The 26,552-nt window shown below is 48.0% G+C and carries 18 protein-coding genes and 1 pseudogene; 12 read left to right on the top strand and 7 right to left on the bottom strand.

Features of this window, described 5'->3' with window-relative positions; genetic code table 11:
- Positions 1-175: 175 nt before the first annotated feature.
- The 7 genes from ACFW2W_RS25525 to patD all read right to left on the bottom strand — a co-directional run bounded on the left by ACFW2W_RS25525 (position 176) and on the right by patD (position 5,372).
- On the bottom strand, positions 176-631 hold the full coding sequence (locus ACFW2W_RS25525; protein WP_378184575.1) for a hypothetical protein: 456 nt from the start codon (positions 629-631) through the stop codon (positions 176-178).
- A gap of 315 nt (positions 632-946) precedes the next feature.
- Positions 947-1,378: a hypothetical protein gene (locus tag ACFW2W_RS25530; protein ID WP_378184576.1), complete on the bottom strand. Its 432-nt coding sequence runs from the start codon at positions 1,376-1,378 to the stop codon at positions 947-949.
- Between the two features lie 373 nt (positions 1,379-1,751).
- Entirely contained in the window at positions 1,752-1,934 is a 183-nt protein-coding gene (gene rpsU, locus ACFW2W_RS25535; protein WP_190412664.1) for a 30S ribosomal protein S21, read from the bottom strand.
- A gap of 33 nt (positions 1,935-1,967) precedes the next feature.
- Entirely contained in the window at positions 1,968-2,324 is a 357-nt protein-coding gene (locus ACFW2W_RS25540; RefSeq protein ID WP_378184577.1) for an RNA recognition motif domain-containing protein, read from the bottom strand.
- 176 nt (positions 2,325-2,500) lie between these two features.
- A complete protein-coding gene (locus ACFW2W_RS25545; protein WP_378184578.1) occupies positions 2,501-4,168 on the bottom strand; it encodes a dipeptide ABC transporter ATP-binding protein in 1,668 nt (555 codons plus the stop codon).
- A gap of 69 nt (positions 4,169-4,237) precedes the next feature.
- The gene (locus tag ACFW2W_RS25550) at positions 4,238-4,807 is read right to left on the bottom strand and encodes a zf-TFIIB domain-containing protein (protein WP_378184579.1); all 570 of its coding nucleotides are present in this window, start codon (positions 4,805-4,807) and stop codon (positions 4,238-4,240) included.
- Between the two features lie 175 nt (positions 4,808-4,982).
- Entirely contained in the window at positions 4,983-5,372 is a 390-nt protein-coding gene (gene patD, locus ACFW2W_RS25555) for a heterocyst frequency control protein PatD (protein WP_378184580.1), read from the bottom strand.
- A gap of 374 nt (positions 5,373-5,746) precedes the next feature.
- Here patD and ACFW2W_RS25560 point away from each other — a divergent pair, with 374 nt between their 5' ends.
- From ACFW2W_RS25560 to sir, 12 genes and pseudogenes are all read left to right on the top strand, one after another.
- Positions 5,747-8,056: a RelA/SpoT family protein gene (locus tag ACFW2W_RS25560; RefSeq protein WP_378184581.1), complete on the top strand. Its 2,310-nt coding sequence runs from the start codon at positions 5,747-5,749 to the stop codon at positions 8,054-8,056.
- Positions 8,057-8,164: 108 nt separating this feature from the next.
- Positions 8,165-9,148, top strand: coding sequence for a YegS/Rv2252/BmrU family lipid kinase (locus tag ACFW2W_RS25565; protein WP_378184677.1), 984 nt, complete (start codon positions 8,165-8,167; stop codon positions 9,146-9,148).
- 282 nt (positions 9,149-9,430) lie between these two features.
- Positions 9,431-13,738, top strand: coding sequence for a response regulator (locus ACFW2W_RS25570; protein ID WP_378184582.1), 4,308 nt, complete (start codon positions 9,431-9,433; stop codon positions 13,736-13,738).
- A gap of 227 nt (positions 13,739-13,965) precedes the next feature.
- Positions 13,966-14,421, top strand: a complete 456-nt coding sequence (locus ACFW2W_RS25575; RefSeq protein ID WP_378184583.1) for a FecR domain-containing protein — start codon at positions 13,966-13,968, stop codon at positions 14,419-14,421.
- A 75-nt stretch (positions 14,422-14,496) separates the two neighbouring features.
- Positions 14,497-14,778, top strand: coding sequence for a hypothetical protein (locus tag ACFW2W_RS25580; protein ID WP_378184584.1), 282 nt, complete (start codon positions 14,497-14,499; stop codon positions 14,776-14,778).
- Positions 14,779-14,993: 215 nt separating this feature from the next.
- Positions 14,994-15,506 (top strand): hypothetical protein, encoded by a 513-nt coding sequence (locus tag ACFW2W_RS25585; protein WP_378184585.1) that lies wholly within the window; start codon positions 14,994-14,996, stop codon positions 15,504-15,506.
- On the top strand, positions 15,503-17,338 hold the full coding sequence (locus ACFW2W_RS25590; RefSeq protein ID WP_378184586.1) for a diguanylate cyclase domain-containing protein: 1,836 nt from the start codon (positions 15,503-15,505) through the stop codon (positions 17,336-17,338). Before ACFW2W_RS25585 ends, ACFW2W_RS25590 begins: the two co-directional genes overlap by 4 nt.
- Before the next feature lie 595 nt (positions 17,339-17,933).
- Positions 17,934-18,422: pseudogene (locus ACFW2W_RS25595) on the top strand (PAS domain-containing protein); the annotation flags it as partial.
- A 33-nt stretch (positions 18,423-18,455) separates the two neighbouring features.
- The gene (locus ACFW2W_RS25600; RefSeq protein WP_378184679.1) at positions 18,456-20,594 is read left to right on the top strand and encodes a PAS domain S-box protein; all 2,139 of its coding nucleotides are present in this window, start codon (positions 18,456-18,458) and stop codon (positions 20,592-20,594) included.
- A gap of 20 nt (positions 20,595-20,614) precedes the next feature.
- Entirely contained in the window at positions 20,615-22,828 is a 2,214-nt protein-coding gene (locus tag ACFW2W_RS25605; RefSeq protein WP_378184587.1) for a diguanylate cyclase domain-containing protein, read from the top strand.
- Positions 22,829-23,372: 544 nt separating this feature from the next.
- A complete protein-coding gene (locus ACFW2W_RS25610) occupies positions 23,373-23,903 on the top strand; it encodes a hypothetical protein (RefSeq protein WP_378184589.1) in 531 nt (176 codons plus the stop codon).
- Positions 23,904-24,354: 451 nt separating this feature from the next.
- Positions 24,355-26,337 (top strand): sulfite reductase, ferredoxin dependent, encoded by a 1,983-nt coding sequence (gene sir, locus ACFW2W_RS25615; RefSeq protein WP_378184590.1) that lies wholly within the window; start codon positions 24,355-24,357, stop codon positions 26,335-26,337.
- The last annotated feature ends 215 nt before the right edge of the window (positions 26,338-26,552 follow it).

The following is a 26,552-nucleotide window of genomic DNA, read 5'->3' on the forward strand; positions in this document are numbered from 1 at the left end:
TTAAGCCTGAAGGCTTAAACAGATATTAAGTTCCAGGCAAGAAACCAGAAAGACGAGAGGCCGCTCTTTCCTACTTCATACCTCTTACTTTATATTTCCCAAATTCCACTTCATATTTCACACTTTATATCTTCTTACTGACCACCTAGAGCCTGAAGCTGAAATTCCAGAGCGCTCAAGAATATGATTGTGGCTGACGCTCCACGGTTGCTTCCATCGTGCTAGTCAAATAATGACCCGCCATGATGCCACTAGAAAGGTAGTAGGTATTTTCATTGAGGCGGTGCAAGGTATCAAAACCAGTGCGCCGTTGGCGATCGCCTAATACCCAGTAACGCTGCACGATCGAATCTGGCGTAACCCAGCCCTCGCCCTCAACACGACCTAAAAGATTGTGCTGTAGCACAAAGGTATATTGGCGTTCCCCAGCATCAAATCGCCCACGATATTGTAAAGAAATTTCCTCGCGAGCGCTGCCGGGAAAGCTCAGCTTTGTCACCATTGTGAACCAGTTTTCTCGACCCCAGGCCACTAATGTTCTGCCACTCAAGGTGATTGGCATCTCGTGACGCTCCAGCCAATTTCCTTGGAGCGTCCATCGTCCTGCCTCCATTAAAAAGGTGTGACCCACGGTTGTCACCTTGCTGCCTGCTTGAAACCCTCAGTCCTCAGTCCTCAGTCCTCAGCCCTCAGGTGACCCACGGTTGTCACCTTGCTGCCTGCTTGAAACGCCGCCTTTAAACGATTCTTCCCTTGCAGGATGAAGATTCAAGGCGACAAGTAAGTTTAGTATAACCGGAGTCTTGGGACGTAAAGTGCAATACACTTGTGCGGCTTCATCCCAAAATCAAACTAAGGAATCTTTTATAATTCTACTCCCCCGATCCCCAGGACAGTTTATCAATGTTATCTGTGACATTGAAAGATTTTGGCGTGAAATCCGCCTCTATATTCCGGCTCTTCTACTCCTAGACACCTCTGCGCCTCGGTTCTTCGGCTCCGGAAGCATCGCCGGAACGAAAGATTCAGACTTTGAAGAGTCTGCAATCTTCATAGCAGAATGAGTCCAAGCATCATTGGACAACAGCCCTTGAGACACTTTAAAGTCAAATGGATGAGGGGGTTCTTGTACAAGCGACAGGGAACCTCGATCGTGCGCTTTCACCAAGCTGACGACCCAAGGTAGAAAGTCTAAGATTTCCTCTGGCAGTACGGTTAACTCAAAGTACCAACCCTGATTAAGTCCTCGACATTCTCTTCCCCATTGTGCCGTTGTGACTCTACCAGCGCTCTTATTAATCGCCACTCGCAGCAGAAACGGGCGTTGAGGGATTAACTTGTCCGGTGCAGTGTATGCATAAATACTTATATAGTTCACTTGGCTCCGATTGTCTATCCAAGATGCAATCGGAAAATTACTACTATAGGAACTTCCAGTAACTCTCACTGGCACATTCATAGCAGTAGCAAAGAGAGAATAAAACTCACGCCTTAGGTCAGCGATAATACGTATTGCTTCTGGGGTCATGCTTGCTAAAATTTGTAGAGAAAATACAAGAAATGGCTCTATTTCAAAACTTGTGATGGTGAGACCTTCAAATTTTGCTTTAAAGCCTCACCAGCTTTTGAAATAGAGCCTAAGCAAAGATCGCTTGATAGCAAGCTGTAAAACGCTCTTGAGGCTGCGTTGTGCTGAAGAATGTTACAGATGTTATTAATCTGTCTTAAACTCGATTTTCGGACAGTAAGACTTAATAGCGGAAACGCTTCTTACGCCTTCTAGCGATCGCTTTGCGCTTGCGTTTTTCCAAAGGAGTCTCAAAGTGACGTTGCCGTCTTATATCTGGAAAAATCCCTGCTTTAGAGACTTGACGCTTAAATCGGCGCAGGGCTGACTCAATGCCTTCATTTTCGCCTACAACTACTTGGGTCATCCGGTATCCTCCTAAACTATTGGATTAATTGCATTAATAGCGTCGATAGCCGCCAGCACCGCCGCCGCCACCGCCGCCGCCGCCGCCGCCTCTATCTCTATCTTTACCGCCCCAGCTACCACCAGGACGACCTCCACCTCCTTTATCCTCACGAGGCTTGGCTTTGTTCACTTTTAGCTCTCGCCCCATCCACTCAGCTCCGTTAAGAGCTTCAATGGCGGCAGTTTCTTCAGTTTCTGTATCCATTTCCACAAAAGCAAAGCCCCGCATCCGACCCGTCTCGCGATCGGTTGGTAACTGAACCCGCTTAACGGTTCCATACTCAGCGAAGACATTGCTGAGATCCTCTTGCGTAACTTCGTAGGATAGGTTGCCTACATAGATCGACATGGAATGTCTCCAGAATCAAAAATGTGGTGTAGAGAGTTAGATCCGGAGAAACGCCTGTCAGTAGAAATAACAAACACTACAGCCGAATTTAAGTCTATGTTTAAGGATTTTAACACACGATTTAGTCCCTGAATCTGAAGCCTGTCATAGAGCCATGTTGTGCTGACCATTCAAAACTATCTATCTATCGAAGGCTGCTGTGACACCAGTAAGGGGGCGGCTTGTAGTAACGTCTTGGTGTAGTAGTGCTGGGGATTGGTAAAAATCTCGTGGGTTGAGCCGAGTTCGACAATGCGACCGGCATTCATTACTGCAATGCGATCGCACAAAAATCTCGCCACACAGAGATCGTGAGTAATAAACAAATACGTTAAATCGAAGTCTCGCTTTAACTCTAACATTAACTCTAGTACCTGCGTCTGGACGCTGGCATCGAGCATACTCACCGGCTCATCGCAGATTAGCAGTTTGGGGCGGGTAATCAAGGCACGAGCGATCGCCACCCGTTGCTGCTGTCCCCCCGACAAATCCGATGGATACCGCTCATAATACTCGGCTGTAGGAGTTAAGCCCACTCGCTCTAGCATCTGCATTACCTGCACTTTCGCCTCATCAGAGCTAGCCAGTTTGTGGATAAACAGGGGATCGGCAATACTTTCACCCACCGTCATCAGCGGATTCAGGCAAGCATGGGGATCTTGAAACACCATTTGCATTTGCCGCCGCGATGCCCGCACGCTTTTAGTAGACATCTTCGTTAAATCCTGTCCCAGAAACTCAACGCTTCCCTTGGTTGGGCGAATTAACTGCAAGATCGTCCGGGACAAGGTACTCTTACCGCATCCGGATTCTCCTACTAAACCTAAAATTTCCCCCGAATAAAGTTCCAAGTTGATGTCATCCACCGCTTTAATGACTGGGACATCCTTGGAAAAAAACTGTCCGATGAAACTGCTCTCTAAAGTGTAGTACTGCTGCAAATTTTTGATTCGCAGTAGGGGGGTTGGTAATGGATCGTTGCTTGTCGGCTCCTCGGCTCCCGTGTCATATTTCCTGATGTGAAAAGCCGCTTCCAAAAGCGATCGCGTATATTCGTGCTGCGGTTGCCGAAAAATAGACTGGGGCGAGCCAGTTTCTACCATTTTCCCGGCATACATCACCGCAATGCGATCGCAATACTCTCCCACCATTGCCAAATCGTGAGAAATCAGCAACAGTGCCATCTCTCGTTCCCGGCACAGTCGCGTCAATTCTTGTAAAATCTGCGCTGCTACGGTCACGTCTAAACTGGTCGTAGGTTCATCTGCGACAATTAGCTTTGGGTTGAGAAGTAAAGCCAGCGCGATCGCTACCCGTTGCCGCATTCCTCCACTAAACTCATGAGGATACTGCGACCATCGACTTGCCGGGATCTTCACTGCATCCAGCGTTTCCAGTACCTTTTCCTTCGTCTGTTGCCGTGATAGATGGGGTTGATGGCTGTGGAGAGTTTCCAGACAGTGCTTCCCAATTGTCATCAGGGGATCGAGGCGCGTCATCGGATCTTGAAACACCAGCGCCACTGCTTCCCCCCGAAACCGCCGTAACTGTGCTGGAGTCAGATCGAAAACCGACTTACCCGCAAACGTCACTCGCCCCTCAATGCGAGATGAGGCTGGTAACAAGCGCATCGCTGCCCTTCCCAGGGTTGATTTACCGCAGCCCGATTCTCCCACTAATCCCAGTTTCTCTCCGGGTTGTAAAGTGAAAGAGACATCATCCACTGCCCAGGAAGGTATGGCAGTAGAACGACGGCTGGGATAAGCAACCCGCAGATTTTCTACACAAAACAGGCTCTCAGTCATTCGGTAACGGGTAATAAGTAATGGGTTGGGTGATGAAGAATTAGCAATCCAACAAGATAGCAAGTTCCGCTATTTTGTGACTCCTACTCGCCGCATCAGATAGGCGACACCAAAATCTCCACTCGGATGTTTTGCTAACTGTTCCGCCAGCTCAAACACCCGCGCTGCCAGTTCGGGACCGAGTTTTTCCATTGTGGCTTCACGTTCTTTCTCTGATTGTTGCTGTTTTTCCACCTTTGTCTGCCATTCACTGGAAAACAGCTGCTCGATAGTCGTGTGCAGCCCTAATTGAGATAGCACATCCCACTCGCCGCGATCGCACCAAATCCCACTACAATTTAGGCAACGTTCTACATAAAACGGCGTTTTCAGCCTTACCTTGGCGCGAGATAGATAACGACCGCACCCCGGACACAGCGCCGCTTTGGTATCAAAGGGAGACTGCACAAAATCCACATTCAGGATTTGAGCGATAGATTCCGGATCTACAGGCTTTAGTTCCGGTTGCTGTGCTTGCCACGCCTCGTATTCCGCAGAGGGAATCCAGGTTCCCTTGCACTCGGTGCAGTGTTTTACAGCTAAATTTCCCGCCAAGGTGCCATCGAGTAGCGATACACTCTTACATTTTGGACAGTTCACCAGTTTTTCTTCCTCTCCCAGGTTAATTTTTTATTAATTTACTCTGTTTTTTCGGACATCTTGCACTTGCTTTAGGGCTGCGACTCCGGCGATATGAATGCCTCCACGGGCGGGTTTATCCAGGTTATCTGTGAGATGCCTCCAGAGATGCCAGAGAAAGCGGTGAAATCTGCCCCTATATTTCTCCCTTGCTTTCCCGATCTCCGTCTGCTTGCAGGAGGGCTTGACAGTAGCCAATCAGGGTTGATAAGCGATCGCTGATTGCAGCTTGTCGGGGATTGGCGGTTGCGGAACGGCGAGACGCTTGCAAAAATGTCATATCCATCTCTAAAAGTCGCAGCGCCCGATAGATTTCCGTCTGGAAAGACCGCCACCGAGGCTCAATCTCTGGAGCTAATTCATCACCAGTCAAACTGGTAATTTGCTGTGCAAAAACTTGTTTGACGTGTTGGAATTTTTCACCGATCCCTTCTCGTTCTTGATTGGCGGCTGTCATTGTATGCAGCAGCTGTTCTAGGGCTGTCAAAAGTTCCTGATAACGTTGTTGGTAAGACTGAGGCAACATTGGCACGTTGTTCCGCTAGAATCAATGTAAAGAATTTTGTCTATTCAACAAGGCAACTGCTAAGCACCAGCTAACTGGTGTAGGCTTGCAAACTTCAAGCAAGCTTTAGGTCAGGGCAAGAGCGATCCGTCGCACCAGAAGCGCGACGCGCAGTAAGCGTAGGCATTAGCCAAGCGGTATCTTGGTGCATCGCTCTATTTCTGACAATATTCTTACCATCGACCCTTGACAATTGAAAATCCAAAATTCAGTAAACCTAGGGACTCTTTAATGCAGACCCTAGCAGATGTCCCTTTAGCCTCTAGACAAAATCACTTTCCCCGTCAGACAGCTCCTCGCTATTTTTACTCTTTATGCTCGACATACTCAACACTATGAACGCACAAGCTCCAACTTCTACAATTAGTTGTGTTATTCCTGACTGGCTACAGGAATGTTTGAAGGCACGCCATGAGGACAATCAAACAACCAAACAGCCCACAACGTCCGAAGGTGCAAGTGCCAAATCTTTCCCAACCGCTGCGGAAGCTGATTTAATCGGTCGCGCCTTTGAATTTGCTTACCAGTTACACGAAGGTCAGACTCGTAAATCAGGGGAAGCTTACATCTGTCACCCGGTCGCCGTTGCTGGTCTTTTGCGAGATTTGGGTGGTGGCGCTGCCATGATTGCAGCTGGCTTTCTGCACGATGTAGTAGAAGATACGCCCGTCACCCTAGAAGAAATCGAACAGCGCTTCGGCTCAGAAGTGCGGCTGCTGGTAGACGGCGTCACCAAACTTTCTAAATTTTCAGAAACCTTTTCCAGCAAGACCGAACGCCAAGCCGAGAACTTCCGCCGAATGTTTCTGGCAATGGCTCAAGATATCCGGGTGATTGTGGTGAAGCTAGCCGACCGGCTGCACAATATGCGAACGCTAGAACACCTGCCTGATGCCAAACGGCGGCGGATTGCCCAGGAAACGCGAGAAATCTTCGCACCGCTGGCAAATCGGTTGGGGATCGGACGATTTAAGTGGGAACTGGAAGATTTGACGTTTAAGTATCTCGAACCCGAAGCTTATCGGCAAATCCAAGAGTTGGTGGCAGAAAAACGGGCAGACAGAGAGATTCGATTGGCAAACGTCAAAGAAATTTTGCGCCAAGGACTCACCTCATCTAGCATTACCTGCCTTGACATCAGCGGACGTCCCAAGCATTTGTATGGGATTTACCAGAAGATGCAGCGACAGCAGAAGGAATTTCACGAAATCTACGACTTGGCAGCAATTCGGATGATTGTCCAGACGAATGAAGAATGCTACCGCGCGTTAGCTGTCGTTCACGATGCCTTTCGACCGATCCCCGGTCGGTTTAAAGACTACATTGGTTTACCTAAGCCCAACCGCTATCAGTCGCTGCATACGGTAGTTCTGGGAATTACGGGTCGTCCCTTAGAGGTGCAAATTCGGACTTTGGAAATGCATCACATTGCTGAATATGGGATTGCGGCGCATTGGAAATATAAGGAAACGGGGAGTTCCAGCCGTACCCAAATGACAGCAACTGATGAGAAGTTTACCTGGCTGCGGCAGCTGTTGGAATGGCAAAGCGATTTGAAGGATGCTCAGGAATACCTGGAAAACGTCAAAGACAACTTATTTGACGATGATGTTTATGTGTTTACGCCCCAAGGGGATGTGGTACCTCTAACTGGGGGTAGCACTCCCGTCGATTTCGCTTACCGGATTCATACAGAAGTGGGAAATCGCTGTGCGGGGGCGCGGGTCAATGGACGGATGGTGACGCTGGACACGCTGCTGAGAAATGGAGACATTGTGGAAATTCTCACGCAGAAAAATAGTCGTCCCAGTTTGGATTGGCTGAATTTTGTGGTGACAACAGGGGCAAAGAACCGGATTCGCCAATGGTACAAGCGATCGCACCGCGAAGAAAATATCGCTCGCGGTCGAGAACTGCTAGAAAAAGAATTGGGCAAAAGTGGCTTTGAATCGCTGCTGAAGTCAACCCCCATGCATTCGGTTGCCGAACGATGTAATTACCACAGCGTCGATGATTTACTTGCCGCCCTGGGTTACGGGGAAGTGACTCTAAACCTGGTAGTCAATCGCATCCGAGAAGCCGTGAAAGCAACTCAAACGATTGCCACTGCCCCCGACCCGATCAAAGATTTGGCAGCGGCTGTCGCACTCCCAACCTCGAAAAGCCCGATCCCAACTCCCAGCACCAGTAAATCTCCCATCGCGGGTGTGGAAGGGTTACTGTATCATCGCGCTGGATGTTGCGGGCCGCTCCCCGGTGAAGCGATTATTGGTGTAGTCACACGCGATCGCGGAATTTCCATTCATCGCCAAGGGTGCAATAATGTGGCGAGTGTCGCCGGCGATCGCTTAGTCCCCGTTAGCTGGAACCCCACCGACTCAAGCGGACGTCCCCAAACCTACCAAGTTAGCATTCAAATTGAAGTGCTTGACCGCGTCGGAGTCTTTAACGATATCCTGTCCCGTTTAAGCGATGACAATATTAATGTGCGGGGTGCGGGCGTGAAAACATCCGATGGACGACCGGCAATCATCGACCTATGTATTGATATCCGCGATCTCCAACAACTGGAGCGCTGTTTCACCCAAATTCGCCAAATCAGCGACGTTCTCAATTTACGTCGCTTCGGTCAAGGATGTGAATAGAGATCCTGCGATCATTCGTCATTCGCCACTGACCATAGACTCATACTATGGACGAATGACCGCGACTCACGGCTGATGACAATGGACTAATGACTAATGACTAATGATATAAAACGCTCTGCCTGTCTCATCTTTAATCCAGTTGCCGGTCAAAGCGATCCCGATCAAGATTTGGCAAAAATCCGGGCACTTTTAGAGCCGGAAATTGACCTAGATATTTATCTGACGACGCCAGAAGTTGACGCCGCTCAATTGGCAAGAGAAGCAGTTGCACGAGGTGCCAGTACCATTATTGCCTCTGGTGGTGACGGTACCCTCTCAGCCGCCGCCGATGCCCTAGTGGGGACGAACATTCCCATGGGCGTGATTTCCAGAGGAACCGCAAATGCCCTCGCGTCTGCTTTAGGGCTACCGGATACGATAGACGCCGCTTGCGAGACAATTTTGGCAGGTGTAACGCGGGTGGTGGATGCCGCCTACTGCAACGGCAAACCGATGGTATTACTCGCTGGGATTGGTTTTGAGGCGGAAGCCGTTGAACGGGCGGACAGGGAGACGAAGAATCGCTTGGGGATGCTGGCATACATCCTGGCAGGAATTCAACAGTTGCGGCAGTTCAACACGTTTGAGGTTGAGATTGAGACGGAAGACAAAATCGTGAAACTAACCGCTGCTGCCGTAACCATTGCCAATGCTGCACCACCCACATCCATTTTGGCTCAAGGTCCAGCGGGCATCCTTTTTGATGATGGGTTGCTAGATTTAACCGTCGTGGCACCGAGCAATGTCGCCGGAGCGATCGCTGCCTCCTATCATTTACTTCAAACTGCCTTAAGTGGCAGTGCGACAGAACGAGACGACATCGGCTATCTGCGAGCTAGACGGATTCAGGTACGAACCAATCCGCTGCAAAAAGTCGTCGTAGATGGGGAACTTATCGGCACCACTCCGATTGATGTCGAGTGCATTCCTGGCGGCTTAACGCTCTTGGTGCCCCTGATCGAAGAACCCTCGCCGACAGAAAAACTTGAAGGTTTACCTAGTGTAATCATTGAATCCAAGCAGGACTCAATTCCGCCTGAAGACGTTTGATTTGTAAGTCATTAATCATTAAGTAGGAGAACTCCATTAAACCCTGTCATCTTGTCGGTTGGGGAGCTACCCCCGTGCAGATGTCTTAAAAGCGTTGAGGGGCGTGGCGTTTGAGGTACAAAATTCACCATTGGCAAGGGTTTGAGTGGGAGTTTTCTGCCCAGACTAACCTGGAAGCCGAACAACTGTTCGCAAAAGCCAGACAGACGTTCAAGGGATGAAAGCCCACAAACATCAAAGGAAGAGTTTCCGGTGCTGTGTCGGCTCTAGTTCAAATTGATTATGAAAATCCTCCGTCCTATCCTGCGATCGCTATCCAGATACCTTAGCAAGCCGTCTCTCCGGGATTTGCTGTTTCAGCAACCTAAAAAAAGCCGAAGTCTTATGGCTCAAGACGAGAGCCTTGATTCTTCTTTGGAGCCGCAACACCCCTTGCCCACGAACAGCGACGCAGCTAGCCTTGACAATGAGGCGGATAGGCTCAAGGCACTTCATCGCTATCAAATTCTCGATACGCCTCCAGAACAGGCATTTGACGATTTGACTGCTCTGGCTTCCCATATTTGCAATACTCCGATTGCCCTCATCAGCCTCATTGATGGCAATCGGCAGTGGTTTAAGTCAAAAATTGGTCTAGAAGCCACAGAAACACCAAAATATTTAGCGTTTTGCGCCCATACGATTTTCAAACCGGATGAGCCGCTAATTGTACTTGATGCGTTAGTAGATGAGCGCTTTGCCACAAATTCTTTAGTGACATCTGACCCTTATATCCGGTTTTATGCAGGAGTTCCCTTGGTAACGCCCGATGGCTTTGTTTTGGGCACCTTATGCGCGATCGATCGAATTCCTCGAAAGCTCACGAACCAGCAGATTCAAGCGCTCAAAGCATTGGGGCGGCAAGCGATCGCTCAGATGGAACTCCGAATTCATCTGAATCCATCAGAACACACAGTAAATGACATTAGCGATCGCAAGCAAACTGAAGAGGCACTCCAAAAGACAACCAGCTTACAGCGGGCAATTTTGGATAGTGCCAACTACACGATCGTTTCTACCACACCAGACGGCACAATTTGCACCTTTAATGCCGCCGCCGAGAGATATTTAGGATATGCTGCTGCTGAGGTCGTGGGCAAAACAACACTCCGCCGATTCCACGATCCACACGAAGTATTCCGGCGTGCCCAAGAATTGTCGCAGGAGTTGGGAATTATCATTGAGCCAGGGTTTGAGGTTTTTGTTGCCAAGGCGCGTCGTGGGGAGGTGGACGAGCGTGAATGGACTTTCATCCGCAAAGATGGTAGTCGTTTTCCAGTGCTGGTGTCGATGACAGCGTTACGGGATACTGAGGGCAACATTACCGGGTTTCTCGGAATTGGCAGCAACATCACCCAGCGCCAGCAGGCGGAACAAGAACTGCGAGAGAGCGAGGCAGGGTTACGGGCGCTGTATGAAGTGACGGCGGCTCAAGGCGACCAAGCAACGCCGCTACACTTTGACCAACGCATCCAGCGAATGCTGAAGATGGGATGCTGGCGGTTTGGCTTAGAAATCGGGACACTGGTGAAGATTGAAGGAGATAAATATCACCTGATTGCTGCCCAGGTGCCCGAAAACTCACCTGTTCAACTTGTCAAAGGAAATATTTTCGATGTCAAGCAGACTTATTGCGGCGAGGCACTGCGCGGCGACGAACCGATTTGCTTTGAGTCAGTTGAGATATCGCAATGGTACCAGTATCCGGCGAATACCCCTTTCAAAATAGAGGCATATATTGGCACTAGGGTAGTGGCAGGCGGTATTGTTTACGGCACCCTTAGCTTCTCCAGTTTAAAGGTGCGATCGCAAAAGTTCACGGCAGTAGACAAAGAGCTGGTGAAGCTCATGGCACAGTGGGTGGGGGGTGAAGTTGAGCGTGCAAAAGCCCAAGATGCCCTGCAACAGCAAGTTATCAGGACTTTGCTGCTCAAACGGATTACCCAAGAGATTCGCGCCAAGTTAGAAACCCAAGAAATTTTTCAAACGACTTGTAATTTATTGGGCGAAACATTCGGTGTGAATCGCTGTTTAATTCACTCATACATTGCCACCCCTACACCACAAATTCTCCTAGTGGCGGAGTATTTGGAGCCTGGGTATGATTCGATGCTGGATTTACAAGTCCCCATTGTTGGCAATCCCCATGCCGAACAAACAATTTCTCAAGATCGAGCGATCGCTTCCTCAAATGTATATGCCGATCCGCTCCTAAAAGCAACTGTTTCTCTGTGTCAGCAAATTCAACTCAAATCGATGCTAGCGATTCGCACTTCCTATCAGGGAGAACCAAACGGTGCGATTGGCTTACATCAATGCAACACCTTCCGTCAGTGGACAAAAGAGGAAATCGAGTTACTCGAAGCCGTGGCGGATCAAGTCGGCATTGCTCTGGCTCAGGCTTGCTTATTAGAGCAAGAAACCCGCCAACGCGAACAATTAGCTCAGCAAAATTTTGCCTTGGAAAAAGCAAAACAAGAGGCAGAAGCGGCTAACCGTGCCAAGAGTGAATTTTTAGCAACGATGAGCCACGAAATCCGCACTCCCATGAATGCGGTAATTGGCATGACTGGGTTGCTACTGGATACCGAACTCAAGCCCCAGCAGCGAGACTTCGTAGAAACGATTCGCAACAGTGGCGATGGCTTACTTACTATCATTAATGACATCCTTGACTTTTCTAAAATCGAGTCCGGCAAGTTGGAGCTGGAACAGCAACCCTTCAATCTGCGAGATTGTATAGAAGAATCGCTTGATTTGCTGGCTCACAAGGCGGCAGAAAAAAACTTGGAATTAGCTTATCTGATAGACCCTTCTGTGCCAAAGATGATTGTGGGGGATGTGACGCGACTACGCCAAATTCTGGTGAATCTGATTGCGAATGCAGTTAAATTTACACCCCAAGGGGAAGTTGTGATTTCGGTAAAAGCTCGTCAATTGGGACGAGGGAGAGGGGCAGGGGAGCCGGGGAGCCGGGGAGCGAATTTGAGACAGGAATCTGCCGATCTTATAGATGGCACGAGACAACCTATTTGTGTGGGAAAACCAGAAGAAAAAGCTGCAATCCCAAATCAAAAATCCAAAATTAAAAATCTCAAATATGCGATTCGTTTTGCTGTTAAAGATACCGGGATTGGGATTCCTTCCGACCGCATAGACCGTCTGTTTAAACCCTTCAGCCAGGTTGATTCTTCTACCAGCCGCCACTATGGCGGTACGGGGTTGGGATTAGCGATTAGCCGACAATTAACGGAAATGATGGGCGGTAGAATTTGGGTGGAAAGTGAAGGGGGTCAGGGTTCCACATTTTATTTCGCCGTTGTAGCAACCTCCGTTCCCACTTCAACGCTTGCTGAGAGCAGCCACTCCCAACAACTACTAGCTGGAAAACGGTTGTTGATTGTGGATGATAACGCGACCAATCGGCAAATTTTGACTTTGCAGGCGATCGCTTGGGGTATGATCTCCCGGACTGCGACCTCTGGGGAAGAGGCATTGAGCTGGCTGAGCCATCAGGAAACCTTTGACATTGCCATTCTGGATATGCAAATGCCGCAGATGGATAGTTTAAATTTAGCGGCAGAAATTCGCAAACTACCCAATGCTCGGACATTGCCATTGGTGATGTTAACTTCTCTGGGCAAGTCGGAGATAGAGCTACAAGCACAGCAAGCAAATTTTGCCGCTTTCGTGAATAAACCGATTAAACAATCTCAGCTCTACAATGTCTTGAGCGGTCTCCTTGGCGAACCCGCTGCGCTGCCAAGTCCGCGTTCCCAACCCGCACACATTGATCCGCATCTAGCGCAACGGCTACCGCTACGAATTCTGTTAGCGGAAGACAATGTCGTTAACCAAAAGGTGGCGCTGCATCTGTTGGGGCGTCTGGGGTATCGAGCGGATATCGCCAGCAACGGTTGGGAAGTGCTGCAAGCGCTGCAACGCCAGCCCTATGATGTCGTTCTGATGGACGTGCAAATGCCAGAAATGGACGGATTGAGCGCCACGCGCCGGATCTGCGAGGAATGGCTCTACGAACAACGTCCCTGGATTATTGCCATGACGGCGAATGCGATGCAGAGCGATCGCGAGGAGTGTTTGAGCGCGGGCATGGATAATTATGTCAGTAAGCCGCTCCAGATGGAGGCGCTGGTGAAGGCGCTAGCCGCTTTGCAGCCGCTTCCCCGTCTCCCCATCTCCACCGCTGCCGTCGATCCCCAGGCAATCCAAGCGCTTTGCGATCTGTTCGGGGAGAATGCTTCATCCGTTCTGGTGGAAGTTATTGATAGCTTTTTGGAAGATACACCCCACATATTGCAAGTGATTCGGAATTCAGTGGATGCTAGAGATGCAGTGGCGCTGCGACAGGCGACTCATACGCTCAAGTCAACCAGTGCGACACTAGGTGCGATGACACTATCCAATCTGTGTAAGCAACTCGAAGCGATCGCCAAAGACGATACTCTAGCAGGGTCGCCGGAAATCGCATCGCAGCTGGAGGCGGAGTATGAGCGCGTGCGCTGTGCGTTGCAAGATTTCTATCCCGGATAGGGATTTAGATCGCCGTCTAGCCTCAATTCTTGGCCCATTTACGGACAAGTCTAATCAAGATGCTTTCCCTTCCCCAAGAACCATGCTCATCCTGCGGAAGGGGAGGCACTTAGAACAAGCCGATACAAAGTGCGATCGCTCCATCAAGTTAATATTCACAAGTCAGCCGGAAAAATTAAAACGGCAAAATCAAATTAGTAATTTTTAATTTCCACAAGAGGTGAGCGGTGAAAAGTCGTAGAGCATTCGTGTCTCTCCTGCTGTTGGTGGCTCTCTTGAGCATCAGTATAGACTCAGTGGCAAAACCTTTGCCGGTTCGACTCAACCGACGGTTGGAAGTCGTCTCCTATGCGGGTAAAGTCACCTATAAACTGAGAGAAGCCGCCGGGTCGGTTTGGGTCGGCTTGCGCCTTGAGAACGTGGGCGATACTCTCAAAACGGGCGACCAGTCTAGTGCCGTCCTAGCCGTCGATACCGGCGTTGGCTTTGTTAATGTCTCAGAAAATACCACCCTGCAAGTACAACAATTGCAGACAACGCCTGACGGCGGACGAATTACGCGGCTTCAAGTAACGGGGGGACAAGCTCGCCTGGAGGTGCGACCGTTTACAAATCCTAATTCGCGCTTTGAGATTGAAACACCTGCGGGTTTGAGTGGCGTTCGCGGGACGCAATTTGGTTAGGACTCGCCGCACATCACCACATAGTAAGGGCAACCACAGGGGGATTGCCCCTACAAAAGGCTATATGTATAAGCTTTGCGTAAGTCTGTTGGTGTCAGCGTCAAACCTAATGGTAGGACGGGCGTTGCTACCCTGGAAGGGAGTGTGGTCGAGGAAGCTCAGGGGCAAGCCGTAGCAGTCAATGCTGGGTTCCGGACTTTAGTCATTCCTGGCGAACCCCCTTCACAGCCAATTCCTTTAAAAGAAGAGGCTGAGTTAGAGATGCGAGTCCTTGCGGCTATTGAGGGCGATCGCGCACGCATTCGCGGTCTAATCGCTCCGTTCAATCTGTTGATCGTTGCTCGTGAGACTCGGTAAGCGCATTTTATCTGCAACCCCATCTCCGTAAAATCGCCTCACTTTTGTTTTAGCAAAAGCGAATTGCGCGATCGCTCAAGCCTTTCGACAATAATAGAATCTAGAACCTTGGGGCATCTAAATCTACTTTCTTCTGTGACCGTAGAGTGTCGTTTTGATTTAAATCCCTGTGGATTGACACTCTTTAAAACACCCCTCTTAAAAAACAAACTCAAATGCGCTTTGATTGCCCAGCTTCCTGGCAGGATAGTTTCCAGGATGAAGCCTCCGTGCTTACGTTCCAGCAACCCCACTCGCATCTAGAACGTCGCCAACTAGAGAAAGCGCTGCGTCAAGAGATCGGGAAATTGAAACGATATCAATACGATTCGGTTAGAGCGAAAAACACCAAAGTTCGCGTAGTTCGCATTGGTTGGGTTGAGAAACGCAACCCAACAAAACATAAGCATTTGTTGGGTTTCGTTCCTCAACCCAACCTACAATTATTTTTAACCGAACCGGATTGGAAGCGATATTATAGCACCCTCTCCAAAAAGCCTGCCTCGATCTACTTCACAAGCGTGCCGGTGAGTACAAATCAACCGCGAGTTGGGAATGCAGGCACACTAGCAGTCGGAGGCAGGAAAAATCAAGCATTCCTCACTGATGCCAACAAAGCCTGCAGACTGCATTGGGACAACTTTTTAAAGGTTTTTGCCTATCCATTTACGGGCATGATTACTTTATGAAGGACATGACTCCTGCCCACCAAGCAGAGGAACGCTATGTCCTAGCCGTTAATGCCGGTCAGGTAGGACTCTGGGACTGGGATCTCCAAACTGGTGAAATGTATCTCACCGCTAGCTGGAAAGCCATGCTGGGCTATAGCGAAGGCGAAATTGACAACCACATAGATGCTTGGCTCCATCTCGTACATCCGGATGAGCGGGAATGGGTGATGACCGCTGCAAGTATTCATCAGGAAGGGTTGACACCCCAGTATGAAATCGAACATCGGATGATACACAAGAATGGCAATATCCGGTGGTTTCTCTGTCGTGGCATGGCATTTCGAGACGCGCAAGGCAAACCTTATCGCATGGCAGGCTCAATAACTGATATCACCGAGCGCAAGCGAACTGAGGAAGCCCTTCAGGAAAGCGAGTATCGGTATTACACCTTAGCTAAAATGTCCCCGGTAGGCATTTTCCATACGGATATGGAAGGGAACTGCTTATATGTCAACGAGCGCTGGCGCGAACTGGCAGGATTGACCCTGGCGGAAGCACTAGGAGAAGGCTGGATGAAAGCTCTGCATCCCGATGACCGCGATCGCGTCATCAGCGAATGGCAGCAGGCGATGATGGAAAACCGGCGATTTGCCTGTGAGTATCGGTTGGGGCGTGCCGATGGAGTCATTACCTGGGTATTCGGTCAGGCGGTGGCGGAAAAAGGAATAGCTGGTGGGACTGTTGGCTTTATTGGCACGCTCACCGATATCACCGAACGCAAGCAGGCGGAGGAGGCACTGCGACTGCAAGTTCTCAGGGAGCGACTGATGGGGGCGATGCTAGAGCGCATCCGTCAGTCTCTCAATCTCAGCGAGATTCTCAACACTACGGTGGCAGAAGTGCGGCAATTTCTCGCCTGCGACCGGGTGATTATTTATCGTTTCGAGGCAGGCTGGAGCGGGGTTGTGGCTGTGGAGTCTGTAGACCCCAATTGGACTTCGATGCTGGGAACTCCCGTTTACGATCCCTGCTTTAAGGAAAAGTACGCCCAGCTGTATCAGCAGGGTCGGGTTCAAGCAGTCGCGGATATTTACACATCAGGACTGGGTCAGTGCCACATCGATTTGCTAGAGCGGTTTCAGGTTAAAGCGAATTTAGTCGTTCCGATTCTGCAAGGGGAACAGTTGTGGGGATTGCTGATTGCTCATCATTGTTTGCAACCACGGCAGTGGCAACCGTGGGAAATCGATCTGCTCTTTTCTTTGGCGATGCAGGTGGGAATTGCGATTCAACAAGGGCAACTCTATCAACAATTGGAGGCAGCTAACCAAAAGTTGCAGCGCCTTGCGACTTTGGATGGTTTGACTGGTCTGCCGAACCGACGCAGGTTTGACGAGTATCTGGAGCAGGAGTGGCGGCGTCTGAAACGAGAACAAGTCCCGCTGTCTCTGATCTTGTGCGATATTGACTTTTTCAAACTCTACAATGACACCTATGGTCATCAAGCGGGGGATACTTGTTTAATTACCGTCGCCAGCGCGATCGCTCAAGCTGTAAAACGACCGGCGGATTTAGTCGCTCGATACGGGGGCGAAGAATTTACCGTAATTTTGCCCAATACTGCACAAAAGGGTGCATTGCAAGTGGCAGAAGAAATTCGAGTGGCAGTGCAAGACTTAAAGATTGTCCATACCCATTCCTTAGTTAGTCAGTATGTGACGCTGAGTTTGGGCGTTGCGACTACGGTTCCCGACGGCGATACTTCACCGGAAACATTGCTCAAGGCAGCTGATGAGGCGCTTTATCAAGCAAAAGCTCTGGGGCGCGATCGCGTTAGCCGATGCTGTTAGACGCAGCTCATCGCCTTAGCCGATGCTGCGTCTAGCATTTGCTCCCGTCGCGTCAGCGCGGCGTTGCAGAGAAATTCGGCTCCCTCCCAGAAAAGCGGGGAGGCGTGCTTCCCAGTTTCCTATACCAATGCTCTAAATGCGACCAGTCGCGCGATTCTGAAAAAATGCCTTCACAGCTTTGACAAGCTGCGTTTCCACTTATCTAATGGCTAAACGCTAATCCTACTCTTTAAATAAGTAAAAAATCTGTAGTTTAAATTACATTATTCTTAACAATTCGCTACTTCCCAGTTGAATATGCCATCCTAAAGGAATAAGAACTATTAACTAAGGCATTAATAACTGTAGAAAAATTACCTTGTCCCAACTTTATATTCTCTTTAAGAAACTAGGCGCAATTATACACAACTTGTTGCCTGGGGTATTAGGTATTGGAGATTGAGCCAGTATTGAAAAGTCTTCTATCGTAAGGGTTTTTCTGTGTCGTGCCCGTAATCCCCAGTCTCCGAAAATATACCAGTTTTTCTTCACCAGTCTGCTTAATTTTCCAAATCTGAATAATCAATAATGGTACTTATGGAGCGGGAGTTTAGAAATGGGCTGTAATTACTCATCGAGTGGGTACAATGCTTCCCCTGACGAAACTCCCAACCGACAGGTTGGGCAGGCTTTCGTTGATGTAGAACGTCACAAACTCGAAGAAGAACTATGCAGAACGAAGGCTGAACTAGAGCGATATCGTACTCTGTACGAACATACTCCGTGTATCTACTTAACGGTAGATTTAGCGGGAGTGTTTCTTTCAATCAATCAGTTTGGAGTAGCTTATCTAAATTACACAGTTGATGAATTAATCGAAAGACCGCTTTTGTGCATTGTTCATCCTGAAGATCGGGAAAGCTTGCAAGCAGAATTCACTGCTTTTAGACAACATCTTACTCAGATTAGAAGTTGGAAATTTCGTTTATTCAGCAAGGATGGCAGCATCTTCTGGATAAAAGCGAGAGCGAAAGCTGTTTCAGAACCGATGAGCGATCGCCTTATACAAACATCTAACACAAATACCATTATTCTCCTCGTTTGCGAAGACATCGCCGAGTTTGTAGGGGAAGCTCTTGTGACTGCCCAAGCAGAAGAGGTACTGATGGCAACAAGAGAGCGATTGCAACATTTACTCACCTCTAGTCCATCTGTCATTTATAGTTGCAAGCCTTCCGAGGATTTTCATATCACCTTCATCAGCGAGAACATCACCTCCCAACTTGGCTACGAAGTAAAGGATTTTATCGAGGATTCTAGCTTCTGGGCTAACCATATTCACCCGGATGATGCGCCGCACATCTTGGCTGGAGTGTCACGCCTGTTTGAGGAGGGACGGCATACTCACGAATACCGTTTCCTACACAAAGATGGCACCTATCGCTGGATGCACGATGAGCTGAAGCTAATCAAAGACGCTCGCGGACAGGCAATAGAGATTATCGGTTCTTGGCTGGATATTACCAGTCGCAAGCAAGCGGAGGAAGAAAAGCAAAAGTTTGTTTCGCTTGTTGAGAATAGCAATGACTTTGTTGCCATTTCTTCGCTGGAAGGGAAAGTAATTTTCGTCAATGAAGCAGGGCGAAAACTCGTTGGTTTAGACAGCCTCGAAGAAGCACTTTCTAAAGATATTTCCGACTATCTTTCAGAGCAAGGCTGGTTACAGTTCTATGAAATCGTTCTGCCAAAGATGATTGCGGAGGGTTGGTGCGAAAAAGAGAGTCAACTTCGACATTTTAAGACCGGCAAACTGATTGATGTGCAGACAAGCTGTTCTGTTGTGAAACACCCGCAAAGCGGCGAATCTATGTGTTTTGCTACTATTCAACGCGACATTACCGAACGCAAAGCTGTTGAGGCAACGCTCAGAAAGCTTTCAAGCGCCGTTGAGCAAACAGCGGATAATGTAATTATTACCAATAAAGATGGCATTATTGAATATGTCAATTCAGCTTTTGAGCAACTGACAGGCTACACAAGGAAAGAAGTAATTGGCAAAACTCCCCGAATACTCAAGTCGGGTAATCATGACCAAATATTTTATCAACAACTATGGGAAATAATTCTTTCCGGCAAAGTTTTTCGTTCTGTGTTTATTAACTCGAAGAAAAATAAGGAGCTGTTTTATGAGGAAAAAACGATTACACCTATTAGAGATGCCCAAGGAAACATCACGCACTTTGTCTCTACGGGTAAAGATATCACCGAGCGCAAGCAAGTAGAAGAAAAACTTATCCGCATCGGCAAAGCGGTTGAAAGTGCCAGCGATGCAATTGGTATGGCAGATTTAGTTTGCTTTTCTATTTATCACAATCAGGCTTTTCTCGATCTATTTGAATATACGACAGATGAACTGAATGCAGCGGGGGGACCACGAGTTCTCTATACAGATTCAAATGTGGCACGGGAAGTGTTTGAAACGATTGGTAGCGGCAATTCTTGGAGCGGTGAAGTAGAGATGCGATCGCGTAAAGGTAACACCATGTTGGTTTTGCTGCGTGCTGATGCTATCAAGGATGATAAAAACCAGCTTGTAGCTCTGATTGGTGTTCATACTGATATCACCGAGCGCAAGCTAGCAGAACAGCAACTCAAGGCATCGCTCAAAGAAAAAGAGGTACTTCTAAAGGAGGTTCACCATCGGGTTAAAAACAATTTGCAGGTAATTTCTAGTTTGCTGAACATTCAGTCGAGATATATAGAAGATAAGCAAACTATCAGTATTTTTAAAGAAAGCCAAAACCGAATTCAATCAATGGCGCTTATTCATGAAAAATTATATCAATCCAAGGATTTGATCAAAGTTGATTTTGCTCAATATATTCGTAATTTAGCAATGAACTTATTCCATTGTTACAATGTTAGCTCAGATTTGATTAGTTTAAACATCAACGTTAATCATGTTTCTCTTAGCATTAATACGGCAATCCCTTGTGGATTAATTACTAATGAACTTGTTTCCAACGCCTTGAAGTATGCTTTTCAAGAAGATGTGCAGGGAATAATATATATTGAGCTTTCCTCAAATAAAGATAATATCTTTACACTTTTGGTTGGTGATAATGGTATTGGTTTACCTGAAGAAATAGATATGGAAAATCCAAAATCTCTAGGACTTCGTTTAGTTAGTACTTTGGTTAATCAGCTCAAGGGAAATCTCGAAGTTGATACAAGTAATGGGACAATATTTAAAATTACCTTTAAAGAGTTAAATTAAACTGGAGTTCGACGACCGCTATGAATCCAGTTAAAATTCTAATTGTTGAAAATGAGAATATTGTTGCCTGGGATATACAAAATATTTTAGAAGGGTTGGGATATACAGTTACGGCGATCGCTTCTTCGGGAGCAGAAGCCATTCAACAAGTAGCGGCAACCAATCCGGATCTCGTGTTGATGGATATTAGGTTGCAGGGCGAGATGGACGGTGTAGAAGCATCTGAAGAAATTCATACTCGCTTCAACATTCCTGTCGTCTATCTTACTGCTCATGCAGATGAAACCACATTAAAGAGAGCTAAAACAACCGAGCCATTTGGTTATCTTATCAAACCGTTTCAAGAAAAAGAATTAAATGCCACCATTGAAATAGCTCTTTCTAAATACAAACAACAAAATAGTTTAAAAAAAGAAAAACAGTGGTTTGCCACAATACTCGAAAGTATAGGGGATTCAGTAATTGTCACAAATAATCGAGGATTGGTGACATTTATGAATCCTCTTGCTGAAGCTTTAACAGGCTGGAAAAAGGAAGATGCTTTTGGCAAAGATGTGAATCAAGTTCTCCAGCTTGTACATACAGAAAGTCGTGAAGTTATCGAACACCCAATAACCAATGCGATTGAAAACGGTGCGATCGTCAGGTTAGCCGATCGTTGGTTACTCCGTACTAAAAACGGAACAGAAAAATTTATCGGTGACAGTGCGGCACCGATTCGAGATGAGGAAGGAAATATTATGGGTGTTGTGGCAGTCTTTCAAGACATCAGCGATCGCAAAGCTGCTGAATTAGCACTACAAGAAAGTGAAGCGCGACTCAGGTTAGCTTTAGAAGCTGCTCACATGGGTACGTGGCACTGGGACATCCTGACCAACAGCATCATGTATTCTGACCAACTGGGGCCAGTATTCGGTCTTCCCCCAGGAAGCTATCATCCAACCTATGAGGCTTTTCTTGATGCTGTCCATCCGGAAGATCGCGAGTATGTTGCTCAAGCCGTGGCGAGGACGATTGGAGAAGGTGCGGATTATGGGATTGAATTTCGAGTTATCTGGCCCGATGGCACCCTGCACTGGGTAGGAAACAAAGGTCAGGTCTACCGTGACGAAACTGGCTGTTCCGTGCGTCTGGTGGGTGTAGCGATGGATATTACCGAACGCAAGCAGGTGGAGGAAACACTGCGGATGCAAGTTCTGAGGGAGCGGTTAATGGGAGCGATCGCGCAACGCATCCGTCAGTCTCTGCATCTAGAGGAAATTCTCAATACGACAGTGGCTCAAGTGCGAGAATTTCTCCAAACCGATCGGGTGTTAATCTACCGCTTCGAGCCAGACTGGAGTGGGGTTGTGGTCGTAGAATCTGTAGACGACCGATGGATCTCTATGTTAGGTAGAAGACTTCTCGATCCGGACTTTGCAACCACCTTTGTTTCGCTTTACCAGCATGGTCGCATCCAAACCACCGACGATATTTATGCAGCCGGTTTAACTCCATGTCACATTGATTTACTGGCCCAGTTTCAGGTCAGAGCTAACTTGGTAGTACCCATCTTGCAAGGGGAACAGTTGTGGGGACTGCTGATTGCCCATCATTGTAGTGGACCACGACAGTGGCAGCAGTTTAACGTTGATTTACTACAGCAACTGGCAACCCAAGTCGCGATCGCAATTCAGCAATCAGAACTCTATCAACAGCTGGAGGCAGCTAACCAACAGTTGCAGCGCTTGGCTTCTGTAGATGGCTTAACTCAAATAGCGAATCGTCGCTGTTTTGATGAGTCCTTCGACAAAGAGTGGCGGCGGATGGCACGGGAGGAAATCCCGTTATCGTTAATTATGTCTGACATTGACTTTTTTAAAAACTATAACGATACCTATGGTCATCAAGCAGGGGACGAGTGTCTGCGGCAGGTTGCCAGCGCGATTAATCGTGTCTTGAAGCGTCCTGCCGATCTCGTGGCTCGTTATGGAGGAGAAGAGTTTGCCATCATTCTGCCAAACACTACTGCTGAGGGGGCGTTTCAAGTCGCTGAAACAATCCGTTTAGAGGTCAAAGCGTTGAAGATTCGCCACATTAATTCTCCCATCAGTGAGTATGTCACTCTCAGTTTGGGCATTGCTACCGCTCAGCCTTGGCAGGACGGCTCTTCAGAAACGCTAATTGCTGCTGCTGACCAAGCGCTTTATCAGGCAAAAGCAGAGGGACGCGATCGCGTTCTTTGCCGCGGCTAGACGCGGCTATAACCATCGTGAACTTTCCCTATGACCTGTGACGCTTGAAGTTCAGTATCTTTCCAAAATTATCGTTAATATTATAACTTTTTAAAGCTTTTTTTCCAATTAAGCTAGCTTTTCGATTTTTAGTTTCACAGGGCAAATTTATAGATTCAGGAGACTTTACAATTATTTTTTTGAAGACAAACTCTCCTTGTATTCAGACTTCCGTACCGACAAAATTGTTCCTTGAATCATTCATAAAATTGTGCCACTTCCCAAACAGTCCACTATCAAATAGCCTCTATTTGAGGAAATGCTACTTCAACCCATCGCTAGATGTAGCAAAATTACTCATCAACCAAAATATTTGGTGGTATTTTTCGGAGTTGAGTACGTTAAAGCTATTACGTGTAGAGGGTTGTCGAGATTTAAAAATTTAAGCAATCCTTGATTTAACCGAGCCGAAATTTTTTTGGCAAGTTTCTGGAACCTTTTGCTTTGGCTAACGACTTTGAATGTAACAAAGCAACTGAAAACCAGAGAATTGAAGGAATCAATTATGAATCGCGCTCTCAAATCTGTAGCTAAGATTTCCGTACTATCTGCACTAGCGATCGCTCCTGTTTTAATGTCTAGTTTGGATGCCTCTGCAAAACCCACTGGAACACGAGCAAATTATGTCGGAGTTGGTGGTTCTGCTAGCGTTACAAATGGCGGACAAGATGGCGATGCTGCCGCAGTCGGCGGTGTGATTCAAGGTCGCTATGCGGTTCCCAAGACGCCAGTTTCTATTAGAGGTTCCGTGCAGTTCACCAACGAAACCAGCACTATCATTCCGATGATTACTTATGATGTGCCTGTTACCAATAAAGCTAACTTCTACGTTGGTGGTGGCTACGGTTTGCATGAATCGGAAGGCAAGCCATCTACCTTCGGCAACCGCAATGCGCCTGTAGTGACGGCTGGCGTCGAAGCAGAAGTTGCCAAGAACGTTGTGGTCTTCAGCGATGCCAAACTGGGAATCAAGCCTTACCAAAACAGCCCTGCTTCTTCTGTTAGCGTCAATGTGGGAATCGGCTACGGCTTCTAGGATTAACGCTCTTTATATCGTTCTTGGTGGTGTTTGGTTCGAGATATTTTGAATTAACTGGCTTCTAACAAAGTGGGACAGGCTGATAAAGCCTGTCCTTTCTGTTTTTATAGCGGTTCTGACTTGGGTTCAATACACTGCACAGTAGGGGGTAGCTGTGCTACCTACCGATGGATCTCATTCAATTGAAAGCGGCTATAGACTGCTACGCTCAGAAAATTGGTGTAGGGGCACAAAGCATGACAGCCCTTACTGGCATCACTGCGTCAATGGTGTGGCGAACCGAAGGTCGGACTCTTGGGATATCGCTTTCTGCAAGAATTGTTAAAATATTGGGAAATTCTTGCCTATCGCTAAAGATAAGAAGGGTGATAGTACCATGAATGTATACGCCGTAATCCCGATAGATTTTCCGGTGATCCAGTTAAACCGTTCAGCCCCTTAGTTTCCGATGGTTAAATCTCCGATTTCCCCAGTCCAAAAGCTTTCTAAAGTAGAAGGACTCAAAGAACGCAGCAACTTTTTACGCGAACCTGTGGCAACTGAGCTACTGGAAGACACCAACTGCTTCACAGAAGATGCCACCCAGATTCTCAAGTTTCACGGATCGTACCAGCAGGATAACCGGGATAACCGGGTTAAGGGTCAGGAGAAAGATTACCAGTTCATGCTGCGTACCCGGAATCCGGGGGGCTTCATTCCACCGCAACTGTATCTTACCTTAGACCGGCTGGCTGAGGAATATGGCAATGGAACGCTACGCGCTACGACTCGCCAGGGTTTTCAGCTGCATGGAATTTTAAAGAAAAATCTCAAAGCGGCGATCGCTGCCATCATTAAAAGCATGGGGTCAACCCTGGGAGCCTGCGGCGACCTCAACCGCAATGTGATGACGCCCCCGGCACCTTACAAAAATCGCCGGGAATACGAATATACCTGGGAGTATGCCAACAATATTGCTGACCTGCTGACGCCGCAAACAGGTGCATATTATGAGATTTGGCTGGATGGCGAAAAGTTCATCAGCGGGGAAGAAACAAGAGAGGTAAAGGCGGCGCGGCAAAGCAACGGCAACGGCACCCTCGTCCACGGGAAAGAAGAACCGCTATATGGCGATCGCTATATGCCCCGAAAGTTTAAGTGTGCCGTAACGGTACCGGGGGATAATTCGGTTGACCTCTATTCCCAAGATGTCAGCTTGGTGGTGATTACCAACGCCAAGGGAGAACTACAGGGATTTAATGTCTTTGCGGGTGGTGGTTTGGGACGCACTCACAACAAAGAAGAGACGTTTCCCCGGATGGCAGATCCCATCGGATATGTAGACGCGCAAGATATCTACGATCTCATCAAAGCGATTGTCGCCACTCAAAGAGATTATGGCGATCGCGCCAACCGCCGTCATGCGCGGATGAAATACCTAATCGAAGATTGGGGCGTCGAGAAGTTCCGCGCCAAAGTCGAAGAATACTTTGGCAAACCACTGACAGCTTTTAAAGAGTTACCGCCGTTTAAATACAAAGATTTCTTGGGATGGAACGAACAAGGCGACGGCAAGCTGTTTCTGGGTATTCCCATTGAAAATGGTCGAGTGAAGGACGAAGGTAACTTTAAGCTAAGAACTGCACTGCGGGAAATTGTGCAGAAGTTCTCGCTACCGATTCGCCTGACACCCAACCAAAACTTGCTGTTTTACGAAATTGACACAGCGCAAAAAACCGAAATTCAGCAGATTCTTGACCGCTGTGGCGTTCAGGTAGACCCCAATCAAATTGACCCGTTGGTGCGCTATTCAATGGCTTGCCCCGCAATGCCGACTTGCGGTTTGGCAATTACCGAATCGGAACGGATCATGCCGGATCTCTTAGATCGGGTTCGGGCGCTGCTGAAAAAAGTGGGATTAGAAAACGAACACTTTATCGTGCGGATGACGGGTTGCCCGAATGGCTGCGCTCGTCCCTATCTGGCAGAATTAGGATTTGTCGGGAGTGCTACTGAATCTTATCAGGTTTGGCTGGGGGCTTCACCCGACCAAACGCGACTCTCCAGAGCTTATATGGATCGGCTGCACATCAACGAGCTAGAAGCCGAATTAGAGCCGATTTTCGTTTACTTCAAGCAGTCGCGGCAACCCCAAGAAAGTTTTGGGGATTTCTGCGATCGCGTCGGTTTTGATGCGATTCGTCAATTTACAGTTGACTATGAGTCGGAAGCGGTATCTCCTCAGTCAGATACCGGGTTAATTAATGAGGTGGTGCTGCCAGAAGCATCGGAAATTGAAATGGCGGCTAAAATCCGCCGTCGGATCAATGTCCGCGATGATGTTTACAGCCGCTTGAAAGCAGAAGCAGCCCGTCAGGGTAAGCCAATGACTCAATTGGCAACTGAAGTAATAGAAGCTTTCTTGCAGGCGAATCAAAGCAAGAGCGAGTGATGCGGCTAGCTACCCAGTAATATCAAGTCTGGTTGATTACCCCTAATTTCCCAGAACCCCCAACCCCTCCCCGCTTGCGGGGAGGGGTGCTTTTATTATGGGCAATTAGATGGATTTGATATGAGTCAGGACTCGCCGCACATCACCACATAGTAAGGGCAACCACAGGGGGATTGAACCCGAAAAAACGCTGTCTGGATGGGCTTTGCGTAAGT

Origin of the sequence: Coleofasciculus sp. H7-2, from assembly GCF_042747725.1 — a bacterium.
Lineage (GTDB): Bacteria > Cyanobacteriota > Cyanobacteriia > Cyanobacteriales > FACHB-T130 > FACHB-T130.